We start from the raw sequence: 15,283 nt of genomic DNA, 5'->3' as shown, positions 1-15,283 counted from the left end.
GCCGCTCAGGCGTCGTCGTCCCCCAGCTGCGCACGCAGCCGGCTGAGGCGCATGGGCCCGATGAGCCCCTGGTGCGCCAGCGTCTGGAGCAGCGACACGGTGGCGCGCACGCGCGCGTCCTGCGCCTCGTCGGACTCCTGGAGGACCTCGTTGTCGAGCAGCGTCTCCAGGTGCTCCGGATTGATGGACGTGGGGCCTTCCGCCCAGGCGATGTCGAACAGCGCCCGCGCCATGTGCTCGCGCGCCTTGCGGTCCGCGTCGTTGGGCGCGGCCTTGGCGAACGCGAGGAACAGCGCGTCCACGGACTCCTTGGACAGCGCGGCCAGGGCGGGCACTTCCCCCAGGGACTCCTTCACGTAGTCCGCGTCGAAGTTGTCCACCTCCTGCTCGTAGCCGAAGGCCTCCTCCAGCAGGATGGACGCGAGGAAGGAGTCCGACTCCTCGTCGCTCGCGCCCTCCTCCTTCAGCGCCTCGCGCGCCTTCTGCGTCGCGGCGGACAGGGACTCGTCCTGCGTGAGCGCGCGGGCGGCGGCGTGCGCGGCCAGTAGCACCAGCGCGGCCTGGGCGTCGGAGGACAGCGCGCGTCCGCTCACGCCCTGCAGCATGGCCTTCTGCCTGGGGTTGGCGTTCGCGGCGGTCGCGAAGTGCTGCTCCTCCGGAGTCAGCGGTTCCCCCGCCTTCTCCTTGCGGAGCGTTTCCCTGGCGGCGTCTGCGGTGAGGAAGCGGGCGAGGATGGGGTGCATGGCGGGGCCTGTTACCACATGGTAGGGACTCCGCGATGGTTGACGAGCCCGAAGGCCCCGAGGCTGTCCAGCGCGCCACCGATGCCTGCCTGCGCCTGCTCAAGGCGCGCGGCCGCAGCCGGCATGAGCTGTCGCTCGCCCTGGAGCGCAAGGGCTTCTCCGAATCCGTGCGCGAAGCGGTGCTCGCCCGCCTCGCGGAGTGGGGCTACCTGGACGACGCGAAGTTCGCGCGTGAACGCGCCCAGGCCCTGCTGGGCAGGGGCAAGCTGGGCCCCCGGGCCGTGCTTCAACGGCTCCAGGCCCACGGGCTGGAGGGCACGGAGGCACGGCGGGCACTGTCGGAGGCCAAGGACGCGGTGGGCTTCGACGCGCTGGAGGCCGCACGGCAGGTGCTGGAGCGTCGGCGCCTGGCTGGCCGCCCGCTGGACGCGAAGGAGCAGGCGAGGGCGGGGCGGCTTTTGCTCAGCCGGGGTTTCGCGCCGGACATCGTGACCCGGCTGGTGGGAGAACCTTCGCTGGACCCCTCCGGGCAGGACGAATAGTTTGGAGGCGTGATGCGCTCCGTCGTCCTCGTCCTGTCCGCCCTGATGTTGTCCGCCTGTGCCGCCCTCTCCGCGGGGCCCGCGGGCGAGCCTGATTACGCCACCATGGCCGCGGAGAACCTGGCGCTGGGCGAGGCCGCCATGGAGGACAACGACTACTTCAAGGCGGAGAAGTACTTCGACCACGTCCGCGCCAAGTTCCCCTACCTGGAGGCTGCGCGCGAGGCGGAGCTGAAGCTGGCGGACCTGGACTTCGCCCGGGAGATGTACCCGGAGGCGCGCGAGAAGTTCGACTCCTTCATGCGGCTGCACCCCACGCACCCCAAGGTGGACTACGCCGCCTACCGCGCGGCCCTCTCCTACGTGCAGGAGTTCCCCTCGGAGTTCTTCGCCCTGCCGCCTTCCTACGAGAAGGAGCAGAAGCCCATGTACGACGCGCTCCGGGCCATGAACGTCTTCCTGCGCCAGTACCCGGATTCGCAGTACGTGAAGGACGCCACGGCGCACCGGAATGACGCCCGCCAGCGCCTGGCGCGCCATGAACTCTACGTCGCGTCCTTCTACGCGAAGCGCGAGCGCTGGAAGGCCGTGGCCCAGCGCCTGGAGGGGCTGCTCAAGGACTACCCGGGCACGCCGCTGGAGGAGGAGGCCCTCTTCGACCTCCACAACGCGTACGTGAAGCTCAACGACACGGAGCGCGCCCAGAACACGCTGCGGGAAGTCGTCAAGCGCCTGCCGGGCACGCCCGCCGCCCAGCGTGCCCAGAAGATGCTGGGCTCGTGAGGCGCTCGGAGGACTGGGGCCGGCTGGGGGGCATCGGCATCGCCGTGCTCGCCGCCGCCTGCGTCCTCCTGTTCCTCGGCTCGCGCCTCCTGGGCGCGGCCGCCGGACCGGAAGCGGAGATCATCACCACCCTGAAGCAGGCCGAGCACGACGGCGTGTCCCTGCCCGTGCCCGGTGCACAGGCTCCGCTCGTCTCCCGGAAGCTCCAGTACGCCCGCATCTCCGTCTCCGTGGCGCCGGATGGCCAGCGCGCGGAGGCCTTCGCCACGCTGGACTTCGAGGGCGCGCTGGGCGCCACCACGGTCAGCACCGCCGGCGTGGAGGCGGTGGCCTTCACCCGAGCGTCCGGCCGGTGGAAGCCCACGTCCTCGGTGGCGCCGCGGCTGGTGGCGGTGGTGGCTGCGCTGGAGGCGCGGCGGCAGGCCCTGGCGCAAGGGCGGCCGGAGGCGCTGTCACGGCTGGCGGGCCCGGGAGGGGACGGCGGCGCGGGGCGGGCGTGGGCGGAGGTGGCCCCCTTGAGCAAGCGGCGGCTGACGGTCCAGGCGTGGTACGCGCGCCTGGAGCGGGACGAGGTGACGGTGACGGAGCACTACCGGTTGGAGGGCGATCTCCCGGCCCGGCCGGTGGACACCCGGGGTGAGCGACCGCTTTTGCTCGTGCGCGAGGGCGATCAATTCTTGTTTTCGCCCGGGCTGATGTAGGCTTCCCGAGGAGGCAGGGGCCCGCGCGGGCCGAGTCATGGACGAAGCCCTCAAGCAGCTACTGACCCTCGGGCGCGGCTCCTTCGAGAAGAAGCAGTACGCCCAGGCCGAGCAGTTCTTGACGAAGGTGGTCGAGCAGAATCCGACCTTCGCCGACGTCTACAACATGCTCGGCATCATCTACCACGACCAGGGCCAGTTCGCCCGGGCGCAGCGGGCCTTTGAGTCCGCGCTGCGGCTCAACCCCGCGTACACCGAGGCCGCGCTCAACCTGGCGGTCATCTACAACGACATGGGGAAGTACGCGGAGGCGAAGGAGGTCTACCAGGCCGCCTTGTCCCGCCAGAAGGGCGCCCCCGGCGAACTGGACCCCTACGTCATGAAGAAGGTGGCCAACATGTACGCCGACATTGGCGACGTGTTCGCCTCCAGTGGCGTGTGGGCCAAGGCCATTGAAGAGTACCGCCGCGCGCTGGCCCACTTCCCGGAGTTCGTGGACATCCGCCTGAAGCTGGGCAATGCCCTGAGGGACGCCGGCGACAATGCGGCGGCCCTGGCGGAGTACGAACAGGTCATCGCGCAGAATCCGTCGTACATTCCTGGACGGATCAATTATGGAATCGCCCTGTACTCGGCGGGACGCCGTGACGAGGCGGTGAAGGTTTGGGAAGACGTGCTCGTGCGCAGCCCCGGCAACAAGAGCGCGCAGATGTACCTCAACCTGGTGAAGGACCCGGGCAAGGCGGAAGTAACGGGTTGAGCACCATGGCAACTTCCATCATCGAGGTCGCGGCACCGTGAGCACTCCTGGCGGTACGGCGAAGTCCTTTGCCCTCAAGTTCATCTCCGGGAAGTACCAGGGCGGTGAGTTCCCGCTGAAGGCCAACAAGCAGATCGTCGTCGGACGGTCGAGCGAGTTGGACATGGTGCTCGTGGAGGACATGGTCTCGCGCAAGCACGCGAAGATCCTGTTCTCCGACGGAGCCATCACCATCGAGGACCTGGGGTCCACCAACGGCACCTTCGTCAACGGCGAGAAGGTCAAGCAGGCCAAGCTGAAGGAGGGGGACCGCATCCTCATCGGGACCTCCATCCTCAAGCTCGTGCACCAGGGCGCGGAGAGCGCCGCCGTGGACGAGAGCGTCGTGAAGCAGAAGCTGGAGGAGGCCGCCGCCGCACAGGCCGCGCGGACCACCAAGGCCAGCTCCATGACGGGGAAGATTGAGGAGATTCCCCTCCCGGACCTGCTCCAGCTCTTCCACACGTCCAAGAAGAACGGCGTGCTCGTGGTGAACAACGCCCACGAGGGTCGCATCTACCTGCGCCAGGGCCGCGTGTACTACGCGGTCATCGACGACAACCACAACCTGGGCCCGCAGAAGAGCTTCAACCGCATCGTCACCTGGGAAGAGGGTGACTTCGAGCTGCGCCCGGCGGACTCGCAGGAGTTCATGGTGGAGCTGGACTCCTCCACCGAAGCGCTCCTGATGGACGCCCTGCGGCAGCTGGACGAGTTCAAGCGGCTGCAGCCGAACCTGCCGCCCATGGCCACGGCGCTGCGCATCGCGCAGCCGCTGACGGCGCCCTTGAAGGAACTGACGCCGGAGCATTTGGACGTGCTGCAGCTGGTGCACAACCACGGCTCACTGGGCGGCGTGCTGGACCACTCGGATGGCGACGACGTGCTCACCGCCGAAACGGTGGTGCAGCTCATGAAGCGCGACTACGTGCGCGCGGAGTAGGGCGCGGGGGAACACCATGGCGGGCGAGAAACCGGTGAAGGCCAAGCGCCTCACCGAGATGAGCCACTGCGCGGGCTGCGCGGCGAAGCTCAAGGCGGGGGACCTGGCGAAGGTCCTGGGCGGGCTGAAGGGGAAGACGTCTCATCCCCGGGCCCTGGTGGGATTCAACACGAATGACGACGCCGCCGTGTACCAGGTGGCGCCGGGCATGGCCGTGGTGGAGACGGTGGACTTCTTTCCGCCGCTCGTGGACGACCCGTTCCAGTTCGGCGCCATCGCCGCGGCCAACGCCCTGTCGGACATCTGGGCCATGGGCGCGAAGCCGCTGTTCGCGCTCAACCTGGTGTGCTTCCCGGACGAACTGCCGCTCAAGACGCTGCAGAAGATTCTCGCGGGCGGCCAGTCCAAGGCGGACGAGGCGGGCATCCCCATCCTCGGCGGCCACAGCATCCGCGACCCGGAGCCCAAGTTCGGCATGGCCGTCACCGGCGTGGTGCACCCGAAGAAGGTGCTCACCAACGCGGGCGCGAAGCCGGGGGACGTGCTGCTGCTCACCAAGCCCGTGGGCACGGGCATCGCCACCACCGCCATCAAGCGGGGCCTCGCGTCCAAGGCGCTGACGAAGCGCGTGACGGCGCAGATGGCCACGCTCAACAAGGCGGCCGGTGAGGTGTTCGCGTCGGGTGCGTTCAAGGTGAACGCGCTCACGGACGTGACGGGCTTCGGCCTGCTGGGCCACCTGCTGGAGATGATGAACGGCGCGAAGACGCGCGCGGCGGTGGACCTGGAGCGCATCCCGCTCATCGCGGAGGTGCCCGCGCTGGCGGAGGCCGGTGTGATTCCAGGCGGCACGAAGACGAACCTCGCCCACGTGAAGAAGCAGGTGACGTTTCCGGAAGGGCTGCCGGAGCACATCCAGTGGCTGCTCGCGGATGCGCAGACCAACGGCGGCCTCCTGGCCAGTGTGCCCGCGCGCCATGCGCTCAAGGCCATCCAGGCGCTGGAGAAGGCGGGCGTGGACGCGGCCCTCATCGGCGAAGTGCAGGCGGGCCGCCCCGGCATCGACGTCATCGGCTGAGGCGACCGCGTCCGGGAGCGGATTTCGCCTCCGGGCCGGGCCTCCGCTAACATCCCTGCGCGAATGTCGCCGCGCCGCTTCCCTCTCGGTCTCGTCATGCTCGCGTGCCTCCTGCCGGCCCTCGCCGGAGCGGGGGAGCGCGGCGCTCGCATCGTCATCGACCCGGGACATGGCGGGGCGAAGGAGGGCGCGAAGGGGCCCGGCGAAATCTGGGAGAAGGAGGTCGCGCTCCAGATTGCCCAGCGCCTGCGCGACAAGCTGGAGGCCGCGGGCAGCGAGGTGTTCCTCACGCGTGACCGCGACACGCTGATGGCGCTGTCGGAGCGGGTGGAGTTCTCCAACATCCAGCGGCCGGACCTCTTCCTCTCCATCCACGCCAACTCCATGCCCACGAAGCGGCTGCGCGAGCGCACCGAGGGCATCGAGACGTACTTCCTCTCCGCCAACGCCTCCGGTGAGGCGGCGCGCGCGGTGGCGGACCGAGAGAACGCGGAAGCCCCCACGGCCCGTGCGGCGCGTGGACACTCCACGCTGGCCTTCATCCTGGATGACCTGGCGCGCACGGAGGCGCACTCGGATGCGTCCCGGCTGGCCTACGCCATCCACCCGCGGCTGGTGTCGAAGAGCGGCGCGGCGGACCGGGGCGTGCAGCAGGCGCCCTTCTTCGTCCTCACGGGCGTGGAGGCGCCGGCGGTGCTGATTGAAGTGGGCTTCATCTCCCACCCGCAGGAGGGCGCGCGGCTGGGGAAGGCCGCGTACCAGGAGACGCTGGCGGAGGCCATCGCGGACGGGGTGCAGGCCTTCCTCCGGGAGACGCGGCGGCGGGACTCCTCGCCCTCGCAACCGGTGGCTGGATCCACCGCGCCCTGATAAAGCGTGGGGGCTTCGCCTGTCCCTCCCTGTCAGGAGCCTTTCCCCGTGCGTTCGTTCAACCGTGGTGCGCTGGACCTCCGGCCTGTCACCCTCACGCCCAACGTCAACCGCTACGCGGAGGGCTCCGTCCAGGTGGAGTTCGGCCACACCAAGGTACTCGTCACCTGCTCGGTGGAGGACCGCGTCCCGCCGCACCTGATGGGCAAGGGCTCGGGCTGGGTGACGGCCGAGTACGGCATGCTCCCGCGCGCCACGCACACCCGCGGCGCGCGCGAGGCCGCCAAGGGCAAGCAGTCCGGCCGCACCATGGAGATCCAGCGGCTCATCGGCCGTGCCCTGCGTGCGTCGGTGGACCTGCAGGCGCTGGGCGTGCGCACCTTCACGCTGGACTGTGACGTCATCCAGGCGGACGGCGGCACGCGCACCGCGTCCATCACCGGCGCGTACGTGGCGCTGGTGATGGCCATGCGCTCGCTCAACAAGCCGGGCCTGCTGAAGGGCCTCACGCCGCTGGCCGCGGTGTCCGTGGGTGTGGTGAACGGCGAGGTGCGCGTGGACCTGGACTACGACGAGGACTCCACCGCGGAGGTGGACCTGAACCTCGTGGCCACGGGCGACGGCCGCATCGTGGAGGTGCAGGGCACCGCCGAGCACAAGCTCTTCGACCGCAAGTCGATGGACGCGATGCTGGACGGGGGCCTGGCCGCCATCCAACAGCTCGCCGCCGCGCAGGCGAAGGTGCTGGGATGAAGCCGAAGCTGCTCTTCGCCACCGGCAACGCCGGCAAGCTGCGTGAGCTGCGCGCGCTCGTGGGAGACGCGGTGGAGGTGGTGTCCCTCAAGGACCTGCCCCCCATCCCCGAGCCCGTGGAGGACGCCGACACCCTCGAGGGGAACGCGGTGAAGAAGGCCCGCGAGTACTCGAAGGCCACCGGCCTGCCCGCGCTGGCGGACGACTCCGGGCTGTTCGTGGACGCGCTGGACGGACAGCCCGGCGTGCTTTCCGCCCGGTACGCGCCGGGGGACGACAAGGCCCGGTACGAGAAGCTCCTCACCGAGCTGGCGGACGTGCCGGATGAAAAACGCACCGCGTCCTTCCGCTGCGCCCTGGCGTTGGTGACGGGGAGGGGTGACGAGGCCCGGGTGGAGGTGGGCCGCTGCGAGGGCGTCATCCTGCGGGCTCCGAAGGGGACGAACGGCTTCGGCTACGACCCCGTGTTCCAGGTGGAGGGGGAGGGCGGGCGCTCCATGGCGGAGCTGGCGCCGGAGGAGAAGTCGCGGGTGTCGCACCGGGCCCGGGCCTTCCAGTTGATGAGGCGCCATCTGTTGGCGCTTTGACCGGCCGGGCGGGCGTCAGGAAGAGCAAGCTTGCGCGTCCGTCCGCGTTAGGCGAAGAATGCAGCACTTCTCGGGGCGTAGCGCAGCCTGGTAGCGCACCTGCCTTGGGCGCAGGGGGTCGGAGGTTCGAATCCTCTCGCCCCGATTTGAAGTGCCGTGATGTTTCAGCAGTGAGGACCGGCCAGCTCCAGTAGCTCAGCTGGATAGAGCACCGACCTTCTAAGTCGGGGGTCGCAGGTTCGAGCCCTGCCTGGGGCGCTAATCTGCTGGCCGGTGGTTTTGGGCCTTGAACAGCCCCGGTTTCCACGGTAGGAGACCGCCGCAGCAACGCCGTGAGACGTGCGAAGTGACGGCGAATGTAGCTCAACTGGTTAGAGCGCCGGACTGTGACTCCGGAGGTTGCCGGTTCGATCCCGGTCATTCGCCCTTCTTTGCTTCCCCGCGCCTATAGCTCAACTGGATAGAGCATCGGCCTTCGAAGCCGAGGGTTGGGGGTTCAAGTCCCTCTGGGCGCACTGTCTCAACCCTCTTGAAGCCGCGTCAGACGCCGCCTCCCGGCTCCGCGCTTCGGTTCCCCACAGTCCAAACGCATCCACCGCACCCCGTGCGGCACTGGAATCGTTCACGGGGAAATAATTCCTGTCATCGACGTCTGGTTTGTCTAAAAGGCGCCTCATCTTTCGTAGAAGGGGCATATGACAAACAAGACGAACGCCAGGCGTTGGGACGCGTGGCGATGTGTTGCGAGGTTCGTGGTCGCGGTGTCTGCTTTCAGCACGGTTGCGTGCGGACCTGAAAGCGCCCCAACCCTGGCGCCAGCCAATCCGAAAGCCAGTGAATCGGCGCTCACGGACTTCACGGATGATCGCGTGGATGTCTATGGGACGGCGAATATCAACCTGCTGGACCTTGCGATGAATTCAACGCCCAGCCGGATGTACACAGGGGGGGCACCTACCGCGGCCCAGCTGGCCGCGAGCACACCGCTGGGGACCGCGAAGAATCTCTGCCCCAGTGAGCGCTTCCTGAGCGACCCGACGTTGGCGGATTGCTCGGGCGTGCTCATCGACGACGACGTCGTGCTGACCGCGGCGCATTGCCTGAGCTCCATCTGCGATGGGAGCTGGGTCTTTGGCTACTACCACACCTTCACCGGGTACATTCCCCCCATGACGAGCGCGGATGCATTCCAGTGCTCGAGTGTCATTGTCAAGGGAGCTGCCTGGGTCAACGACTACGCGGTCATCCGATTGAATCGTGCCGCGACGCCCCGGTTCAAGCCGGCGCGGGTTGCCTTCGGCAACAATCCATTCCCCGTGGGTCACCCCATGGGAATGATTGGTTCGCCTTCGGGGATGCCGCTGAAGATCGACGCGGCAGGGGTCCTGCACGCGGACACCACGTCCACCAAGATCGCAGCGTCCCTGGATGCATTCGGTGGGAACTCAGGAAGCGCGGTGTACGATCTGTCGGGCTACACCGTCGCGGGCGTCCTCTATGCCGGCCGGGGCGGGGATGACTACGTGCCGGGCCCTGGGGGGACCTGCAACGTGGTGAACCGGGTGCTGTCGAGTTATACCGGCTCCGCCTACCCCATCCGGCTCGTGTTGAATGACCTCTGCGCAACGCCCGGCTTCACCAGCGATCGCCTCTGCTTCAAGCACAAGGGTGCGCTGGAAAGCATCGACAGCGCGGGCTGGGTGTCAGGGTGGATCTTCGACCGCAGGACGCCGGAGGCCCCGGTCACGGTCTCGATCAACATCACCCGCACGACCTTCCCCCCTGCCGCTACGACGCTCACCGTTCTGACGGATCAAGTCCGGACGGACATCAACCAGGAGTTCGGCCTCACGGGAGCCCATGGTTTCCGCTTCCAGCTGCCGGCCTCGTACCGCACGACAGGGTTTGTGGGCGCTCAGGTCTCGGAAGTCACCTTTCCCGTCTACGTCTACAATCTGCCTGGGAGTGGCATGTTCTACAACCTGACGCCGTGAGCCGCATCGAGGCCGCCAACGTGTAGCAAGACGCCCGCGTCCCCTCTTCGGGAACGCGGGCGTTCTTCAGCTCAGCGAATGACGCGGCCTCAGGCCTCCGGGTTCGTCCCGGCGCGGTCCTTGGAGGACGGCGCCTGGCAGCGCAGCTCCGTCTCCGCCTCCAGCGCGGTGAGGTTCTCGCGCATGGCCTTCGCCCAACGGGCCCGGGGCTGCTCCATCAGCTTCTCGTGAGCCAGGTCGATGGTCTCGCTCAGCTCGTCGTCGGACAGCTCGGACGTCGTCTTTCCCTTGTGGGGGCCGAACGCCACCACCACCGCGCTCGCCTTCGAACGCTCGGGCGTCTGGGACACGGGCACCGCCGCCACCGTCGTGGCCGGCGCCAGCGGCACGTCCACGTCGAGCCGCGCCTCCTCCTTCTCCATCGTCCGCGCCGTCTCCACCGCCTTGGCGGCTTCCGCGGGGGCGGGGGCCGGAGCCAGGGTGGGGAAGGACGCCTTCACCGGGCCCGGCTTCGAGCCCAGCACCTCATAGGAACCGGAGGCGGGCGCGGGTTCGTCGTGCGCGTCGTACTCCTCGGCCGGCATCTCCTCGCGCACGTACAGTCCGCCGAAGGCCTCCGGGTACGCCTTGCGCAGCGCCGCCACGCGCGCGCACTTCTCGATCATCGTCGTGGGAATCTTGGCCCACAGCGGCGTCTGCTGGACGTAGCCGGAGAAGTCGAGCCACACGACGACGGGCAGCTTCCCCTCGCGCACCACTCGCGACCAGGCACCCACCAGGGCGCCCTTGCGCTTGGCCGGGTTGAAGCGGTGCACCACTTCGCCCTTGCCCTGGTCCACGACGATTTCGTCCTCGGCGAACACCGCGCTCGCCTGGATGCCCTTGAAGTCCGGAAAGCGCTCCGCCCGGGCGAGCATCCCCGCCTCCGAGGGCTGGAACTCGTACTTCGTCACCCAGTTGGGCCGCTCCCGGTTGCCCACGTTCTGCCGGCGCGCCACGCAGAACGCTTCCTTGAGGAGCGGATCCAACCCGCTGCGCTTGCACTGCTCGATGAAGAGGGCGAACTCGTCCTCGCTGATTCCCCGGGGGCAGATGGTCCGCTTCACCAGGTCCACCCGCTCCCGGTTCCAGGCCGCGCCCTGCGGCGACGTCGTTCCTTCCGCCTTCACATTCGCATCCATCACTGTGTCTCCAGCACCGCTCGAAAAGGCGGACGACCCTCGCCCGCCCACATGGTTGCCCGGGCACACGGCGCACGACCCGTGGAGCAGGGGCCTGGACGGTCCCCCTGCTACAGGCCTGCAGCGCGACCCGAGGCGTGGATCAACATGCGAGCCGGGCAGGCCCTTCGCATCGCTTCCCGGACGCGGGGACGGCCGGCCGCACGCCGGGCATCCGGTTCCACCGCGGAGAATGTGAGGGGGGTGCAAAAACGTTTTGACAGAGCGGGCGGCGACCGGTATTCACCGCGCCACCTCGGACGTCGCGAAGCCAACGCGGCCGAAAGCAAAGCCGGGAGCGTAGCTCAATTGGCAGAGCAATGGACTCTTAATCCATAGGTTGTGGGTTCGATTCCCTCCGCTCTCACTCGCAGGGCCCCTTCTGGAAACGGAAGGGGCCCTGTGTCTTTTCCGGCACTCCCTGACGGGGAGGTCCGCTCGGGAAAGCCCCTGTCGTCCGCGGACGTTTCGGAGTAGGACGGCGGTCGCGCGACGCGTCGGGCGGGTGGCGAAACTGGTAGACGCGCCAGACTTAGGATCTGGTACCGCAAGGTGTGAGGGTTCGAGTCCCTCCTCGCCCATTTCGCGTTGACCCGTTCGTGCCTATCCCCTAAAGCCGCACGTCCCACTTTCCGGTTGCCGCCCCGGGACGTATAGCCCGTGGAGGCGGCGAGCGAGGCCCGCATGAAGGTCCAGGTCGAAGAGCTCTCTCCCATCGAGAAGAAGCTCTCCATCGAGGTCGACTCCGCCCGCGTCGTTGAGGAGCTCAACCGCGCGTACGCCGCGCTCAGCGGCCAGGTGAAGATGCCCGGCTTCCGTCAGGGCAAGGTCCCCCGCCGCATCCTCGAGCAGAAGTACCGCGAGCAGGTGGAGGACGACGTCATCCAGCGCGTCGTGCAGAAGGCCTACCTGGACGCCGTGCGCGAGCACAAGGTGGAGGCCGTCGCCTCTCCCCAGGTCACCAACTCCGGCCTCAAGCCCAACGCCCCCTTCAGCTTCGAGGCCCGCGTCGAGGTGAAGCCGAAGGTGGAGGCCAAGGACTTCGAGGGCCTGTCCCTCACGAAGGTGGACACCGCCGTCGCTGACGACGCGGTGAACCAGCAGATCGAGAACATGCGCCAGAACCTGGGCCGCATCGAGCCCGTCACGGACCGCGACACCGCGGCCCAGGACGACCAGGTCACCATCGACTTCGAGGCGAAGGTGGACGGCAATGCGTTCCCCGGCAGCAAGGCGGACGGCATTGGCGTGCGCGTGCAGGACGGCGACCTCATCCAGGGCAACATCCCGCAGCTGGCGGGCGTGAAGGTCGGCGAGTCCAAGGACGTCGAGTACACCTTCCCCCAGGACTACCAGGCCGAAGAGGTCCGCGGGAAGACGGCCGTCTTCCACATCACCGTCAAGGAGCTGAAGAAGGCGGTGGTGCCGGAGCTCAACGACGACTTCGCCAAGCAGACGGGCGTCGCGCAGACGGTGGATGAGCTGCGCGCCAAGGTCCGCTCGGACCTGGAGAAGGCCCGGAAGAACCAGTCCACCGTGGACGAGCGTGACGGGCTCATCAAGGCGCTGCTGGAGAAGAACCCGTTCGACGTGCCCCGCGCCATGGTGGAGCGCGCCATCGACTCCATGATGGAGGGCGCCTTCCGCCAGATGCAGCGCCAGGGCATCGACCCGCGCCAGCTGGGCCTGGACTTCAACCGCCTGCGTGACGAGATGCGGGAGAAGGCCACCCTGGAGGTGAAGGGCACGCTGCTCTTCGAGGCCATTGCCCAGCAGCAGAACATCCAGGCGTCCGACGAGGACGTGGAGAAGCGCATCGAGGACCTGGCCATCGAGGCCAACCAGCCGGTCGCCCAGGTGAAGAAGTACTTCAAGGGCCCGGACGAGCGCCTTGGGTTGTCTCTGCGACTCCGCGAGGAAAAGACGATTGAATTCCTCAAGGGCCGGGCGAAGTATTCTTGAGGTCTTTTCCTCAAGCCTTCTGAGTTCCTTCTAGAGGTCCATCCGACATGCCCTTCATGCCCGTCCCCTACGTCATCGAGCAGACCCACCGGGGTGAGCGCTCGTACGACATCTACAGCCGGCTCCTGAAGGACCGCATCGTCATGCTGGGAACGGAGATCGACGATGACGTGGCCAACGCCATCGTCGCCCAGCTCCTGTTCCTGGAGTCCGAAGACCCGGACAAGGACATCAACCTCTACATCAACTCGCCCGGTGGCTCGGTGACGGCGGGCCTGGCCATCTACGACACGATGCAGTACGTCAAGGCGCCCGTCTCCACCATCTGCGTGGGGCAGGCGGCCTCCATGGGCGCGGTGCTGCTGCTCGCCGGCGCGAAGGGCAAGCGCTACTCGCTGCCCTCCAGCCGCATCATGATCCACCAGCCGCTGGGCGGCGCGCGCGGCCAGGCGACGGACATCGAAATCCAGGCCCGTGAAATCCTTCGCATGAAGGCCAAGCTCAACGAGCTCATCGTCAAGCACACCGGCCAGACGATCGAGCGCGTGGAGAAGGACACGGACCGCGACTACTTCATGGGCGCCACGGAGGCGAAGGCGTACGGCATCCTCGACGCCATCCAGGACCCCCGGAAGGTCGTGGGCGTGAAGCCGGAAGAGAAGAAGTAGACACACCGACATCCGAGCGGACCGGGGTGTCAACCACCCGGTCGGCGGCCGGGGGTGCTGGGAATCTTCTCCCGCGCCTCCGGCCTTCTGTTTTCTCCCATCACCGGTATTTTCCCCTTGTTAAGTACCCGGAAGGTGCGTGGACGTTCCGGATGGGGGCTGACTAGATTGGTGTGGGCAGGGGACCGGACGCGAAGCGGGTTGGGGCCTTTCAGGCGCAGCGAGGGATTTCATGGCGGGTAAGAACGTGGAGAAGCGAGACAACCAGACCCTCTGCTGCTCCTTCTGCGGCAAGTCGCAGAAGGAGGTGAAGAAGCTCATCGCGGGCCCGACGGTCTACATCTGCGACGAGTGCATCGGGCTGTGCAACGACATCATCGCGGAGGAGATCGACCGCGAGGAGACCAAGGACACCAAGCTGCGCATCCCCCGGCCCTCTGAAATCAAGGCCGTGCTGGACGAGTACGTGGTGGGCCAGGAGCGCGCGAAGAAGACGCTCTCCGTGGCGGTGCACAACCACTACAAGCGCATCGAGTCCAAGGTCGCCATGGACGATGTGGAGCTGCAGAAGAGCAACATCCTGCTGCTCGGCCCCACGGGCTCCGGCAAGACGCTGCTCGCGCAGACGCTGGCGCGCATCCTCAACGTCCCCTTCACCATCGCGGACGCCACGTGCCTCACGGAGGCCGGCTACGTCGGTGAGGACGTGGAGAACATCATCGTCAACCTGCTCCAGGCCGCGGACCACGACATCGAGCGCGCGCAGCGGGGCATCGTCTACATCGACGAAATCGACAAGATTGCCCGCAAGTCGGAGAACCCCTCCATCACCCGCGACGTGAGCGGCGAGGGCGTGCAGCAGGCGCTGCTGAAGATCATCGAAGGCACGGTGGCCAACGTCCCGCCCAAGGGTGGCCGCAAGCACCCGCAGCAGGAGTTCCTGCAGGTGGACACCACCAACATCCTCTTCATCTGCGGCGGCGCGTTCGGCGGCCTGGAGCAGGTGATCGAGCGGCGCCTGGGTGGGCGCAGCCTGGGCTTCGGCGCGGAGATCCAGTCGCGCAAGCAGCGCAACCTGAGCGAGCTGCTCAAGCACGTGGAGCCGGAGGACCTGCTCAAGTTCGGCATGATTCCGGAGTTCATCGGCCGTCTGCCCATCATCACCGCGCTGGAGGAGCTGGACGAAGGCGCGCTCGTGAACATCCTGGGCGAGCCCAAGAACGCACTCACCAAGCAGTACCGCAAGCTCTTCGAGCTGGACGGCGTGTCGCTGAAGTTCACCGACGGGGCCTTGAAGGCCATCGCGTCGGAGGCCATCCGCCGCAAGGCGGGCGCTCGCGGCCTGCGCTCCATCCTGGAGACGGCCATGCTGGACGTGATGTACGAAATCCCGTCCCGCAAGACGGCCCGCGAGGTGCTCATCTCCGAGGAGGTCATCCTCAAGAAGAGCGAGCCCGTCGTCCTGCACTCGCAGGACAACAAGGAGACGCCAGAGCCGAAGAAGGAATCCGCCTGAGTTGAGGCGGAGCATCCTCTAGGGGCACGCAAGGGCCTGATGGGGATGACGGGGCGCGTCACGGTCATTGGACCGGGACGCGCCCCTGTCCCTTATACACATCTCCGAGCCCACGAGACGCTCA

Annotated in this window: 15 protein-coding genes and 6 tRNA genes; 19 read left to right on the top strand and 2 right to left on the bottom strand. The window is 67.7% G+C overall.

Annotation, left to right across the window (positions count from 1 at the left end; genetic code table 11):
* Nucleotides 1-5 precede the first annotated feature (5 nt).
* Complete coding sequence (locus tag D7Y15_RS28375; protein WP_120577031.1) at nt 6-743, bottom strand: hypothetical protein; 738 nt, start codon at nt 741-743, stop codon at nt 6-8.
* Between the two features lie 35 nt (nt 744-778).
* Between D7Y15_RS28375 and D7Y15_RS28370 the strand changes: the two genes are divergently transcribed.
* From D7Y15_RS28370 to D7Y15_RS28305, 14 genes are all read left to right on the top strand, one after another.
* A complete protein-coding gene (locus tag D7Y15_RS28370; protein WP_120577032.1) occupies nt 779-1,285 on the top strand; it encodes a regulatory protein RecX in 507 nt (168 codons plus the stop codon).
* A 12-nt stretch (nt 1,286-1,297) separates the two neighbouring features.
* Nucleotides 1,298-2,068: an outer membrane protein assembly factor BamD gene (locus D7Y15_RS28365; RefSeq protein WP_120577033.1), complete on the top strand. Its 771-nt coding sequence runs from the start codon at nt 1,298-1,300 to the stop codon at nt 2,066-2,068.
* Nucleotides 2,065-2,769: a hypothetical protein gene (locus D7Y15_RS28360; RefSeq protein ID WP_121754524.1), complete on the top strand. Its 705-nt coding sequence runs from the start codon at nt 2,065-2,067 to the stop codon at nt 2,767-2,769. The genes D7Y15_RS28365 and D7Y15_RS28360 overlap by 4 nt, the downstream gene beginning before the upstream one ends.
* Before the next feature lie 37 nt (nt 2,770-2,806).
* Nucleotides 2,807-3,529, top strand: coding sequence for a lipopolysaccharide assembly protein LapB (locus tag D7Y15_RS28355; RefSeq protein ID WP_014394857.1), 723 nt, complete (start codon nt 2,807-2,809; stop codon nt 3,527-3,529).
* Between the two features lie 37 nt (nt 3,530-3,566).
* Entirely contained in the window at nt 3,567-4,511 is a 945-nt protein-coding gene (locus D7Y15_RS28350; protein WP_120581232.1) for a DUF4388 domain-containing protein, read from the top strand.
* Nucleotides 4,512-4,527: 16 nt separating this feature from the next.
* Complete coding sequence (gene selD, locus D7Y15_RS28345) at nt 4,528-5,589, top strand: selenide, water dikinase SelD (protein WP_120581231.1); 1,062 nt, start codon at nt 4,528-4,530, stop codon at nt 5,587-5,589.
* Between the two features lie 96 nt (nt 5,590-5,685).
* A complete protein-coding gene (locus tag D7Y15_RS28340; protein ID WP_233597497.1) occupies nt 5,686-6,459 on the top strand; it encodes an N-acetylmuramoyl-L-alanine amidase in 774 nt (257 codons plus the stop codon).
* Nucleotides 6,460-6,507: 48 nt separating this feature from the next.
* Nucleotides 6,508-7,212, top strand: coding sequence for a ribonuclease PH (gene rph / locus D7Y15_RS28335; RefSeq protein WP_120581229.1), 705 nt, complete (start codon nt 6,508-6,510; stop codon nt 7,210-7,212).
* Nucleotides 7,209-7,799 carry an RdgB/HAM1 family non-canonical purine NTP pyrophosphatase gene (gene rdgB / locus D7Y15_RS28330; RefSeq protein ID WP_121754523.1) on the top strand — a complete coding sequence of 197 codons (591 nt, stop codon included), beginning with the start codon at nt 7,209-7,211 and terminating at the stop codon, nt 7,797-7,799. Before rph ends, rdgB begins: the two co-directional genes overlap by 4 nt.
* 71 nt (nt 7,800-7,870) lie before the next feature.
* A tRNA-Pro gene (locus D7Y15_RS28325) sits at nt 7,871-7,944 on the top strand.
* Nucleotides 7,945-7,983: 39 nt separating this feature from the next.
* Nucleotides 7,984-8,057: transfer RNA gene (locus tag D7Y15_RS28320), tRNA-Arg, on the top strand.
* A gap of 94 nt (nt 8,058-8,151) precedes the next feature.
* Nucleotides 8,152-8,225, top strand: a tRNA-His gene (locus D7Y15_RS28315).
* A gap of 15 nt (nt 8,226-8,240) precedes the next feature.
* Nucleotides 8,241-8,314 (top strand) — tRNA-Arg (locus tag D7Y15_RS28310).
* Nucleotides 8,315-8,494: 180 nt separating this feature from the next.
* Complete coding sequence (locus D7Y15_RS28305) at nt 8,495-9,793, top strand: serine protease (RefSeq protein WP_120581227.1); 1,299 nt, start codon at nt 8,495-8,497, stop codon at nt 9,791-9,793.
* An 89-nt stretch (nt 9,794-9,882) separates the two neighbouring features.
* Here D7Y15_RS28305 and bet read toward each other — a convergent pair whose 3' ends face one another.
* Nucleotides 9,883-10,974, bottom strand: coding sequence for a phage recombination protein Bet (bet, locus tag D7Y15_RS28300; RefSeq protein WP_121754522.1), 1,092 nt, complete (start codon nt 10,972-10,974; stop codon nt 9,883-9,885).
* 333 nt (nt 10,975-11,307) lie between these two features.
* Here bet and D7Y15_RS28295 point away from each other — a divergent pair.
* From D7Y15_RS28295 to clpX, 5 genes are all read left to right on the top strand, one after another.
* Nucleotides 11,308-11,380, top strand: a tRNA-Lys gene (locus D7Y15_RS28295).
* A gap of 132 nt (nt 11,381-11,512) precedes the next feature.
* Nucleotides 11,513-11,594 (top strand) — tRNA-Leu (locus D7Y15_RS28290).
* Nucleotides 11,595-11,697: 103 nt separating this feature from the next.
* Nucleotides 11,698-12,975 carry a trigger factor gene (tig, locus tag D7Y15_RS28285; RefSeq protein ID WP_120581453.1) on the top strand — a complete coding sequence of 426 codons (1,278 nt, stop codon included), beginning with the start codon at nt 11,698-11,700 and terminating at the stop codon, nt 12,973-12,975.
* 47 nt (nt 12,976-13,022) lie between these two features.
* Nucleotides 13,023-13,643, top strand: coding sequence for an ATP-dependent Clp endopeptidase proteolytic subunit ClpP (clpP, locus tag D7Y15_RS28280; protein ID WP_120557687.1), 621 nt, complete (start codon nt 13,023-13,025; stop codon nt 13,641-13,643).
* A 232-nt stretch (nt 13,644-13,875) separates the two neighbouring features.
* Nucleotides 13,876-15,159, top strand: a complete 1,284-nt coding sequence (gene clpX, locus D7Y15_RS28275) for an ATP-dependent Clp protease ATP-binding subunit ClpX (RefSeq protein WP_014394869.1) — start codon at nt 13,876-13,878, stop codon at nt 15,157-15,159.
* The last annotated feature ends 124 nt before the right edge of the window (nt 15,160-15,283 follow it).

The sequence above is a fragment of the Corallococcus sp. AB030 genome (assembly GCF_003668965.1).
Taxonomy (GTDB): domain Bacteria; phylum Myxococcota; class Myxococcia; order Myxococcales; family Myxococcaceae; genus Corallococcus; species Corallococcus exiguus.
Note: the sequence above shows the minus strand (reverse complement) of the source record. Positions and strands in the feature narration are given on the sequence as shown.

What these genes read in the sequence shown, in the direction of transcription:
- D7Y15_RS28375 (WP_120577031.1), bottom strand. Translation starts at nt 743, where the DNA reads ATGCACCCCATCCTCGCCCGCTTCCTCACCGCAGACGCCGCCAGGGAA.
- selD (WP_120581231.1), top strand. Translation starts at nt 4,528, where the DNA reads ATGGCGGGCGAGAAACCGGTGAAGGCCAAGCGCCTCACCGAGATGAGC.
- D7Y15_RS28340 (WP_233597497.1), top strand. Translation starts at nt 5,686, where the DNA reads ATGCTCGCGTGCCTCCTGCCGGCCCTCGCCGGAGCGGGGGAGCGCGGC.
- D7Y15_RS28305 (WP_120581227.1), top strand. Translation starts at nt 8,495, where the DNA reads ATGACAAACAAGACGAACGCCAGGCGTTGGGACGCGTGGCGATGTGTT.
- D7Y15_RS28365 (WP_120577033.1), top strand. Translation starts at nt 1,298, where the DNA reads ATGCGCTCCGTCGTCCTCGTCCTGTCCGCCCTGATGTTGTCCGCCTGT.
- clpX (WP_014394869.1), top strand. Translation starts at nt 13,876, where the DNA reads ATGGCGGGTAAGAACGTGGAGAAGCGAGACAACCAGACCCTCTGCTGC.
- tig (WP_120581453.1), top strand. Translation starts at nt 11,698, where the DNA reads ATGAAGGTCCAGGTCGAAGAGCTCTCTCCCATCGAGAAGAAGCTCTCC.
- bet (WP_121754522.1), bottom strand. Translation starts at nt 10,974, where the DNA reads ATGGATGCGAATGTGAAGGCGGAAGGAACGACGTCGCCGCAGGGCGCG.
- D7Y15_RS28355 (WP_014394857.1), top strand. Translation starts at nt 2,807, where the DNA reads ATGGACGAAGCCCTCAAGCAGCTACTGACCCTCGGGCGCGGCTCCTTC.
- rdgB (WP_121754523.1), top strand. Translation starts at nt 7,209, where the DNA reads ATGAAGCCGAAGCTGCTCTTCGCCACCGGCAACGCCGGCAAGCTGCGT.
- clpP (WP_120557687.1), top strand. Translation starts at nt 13,023, where the DNA reads ATGCCCTTCATGCCCGTCCCCTACGTCATCGAGCAGACCCACCGGGGT.
- D7Y15_RS28370 (WP_120577032.1), top strand. Translation starts at nt 779, where the DNA reads ATGGTTGACGAGCCCGAAGGCCCCGAGGCTGTCCAGCGCGCCACCGAT.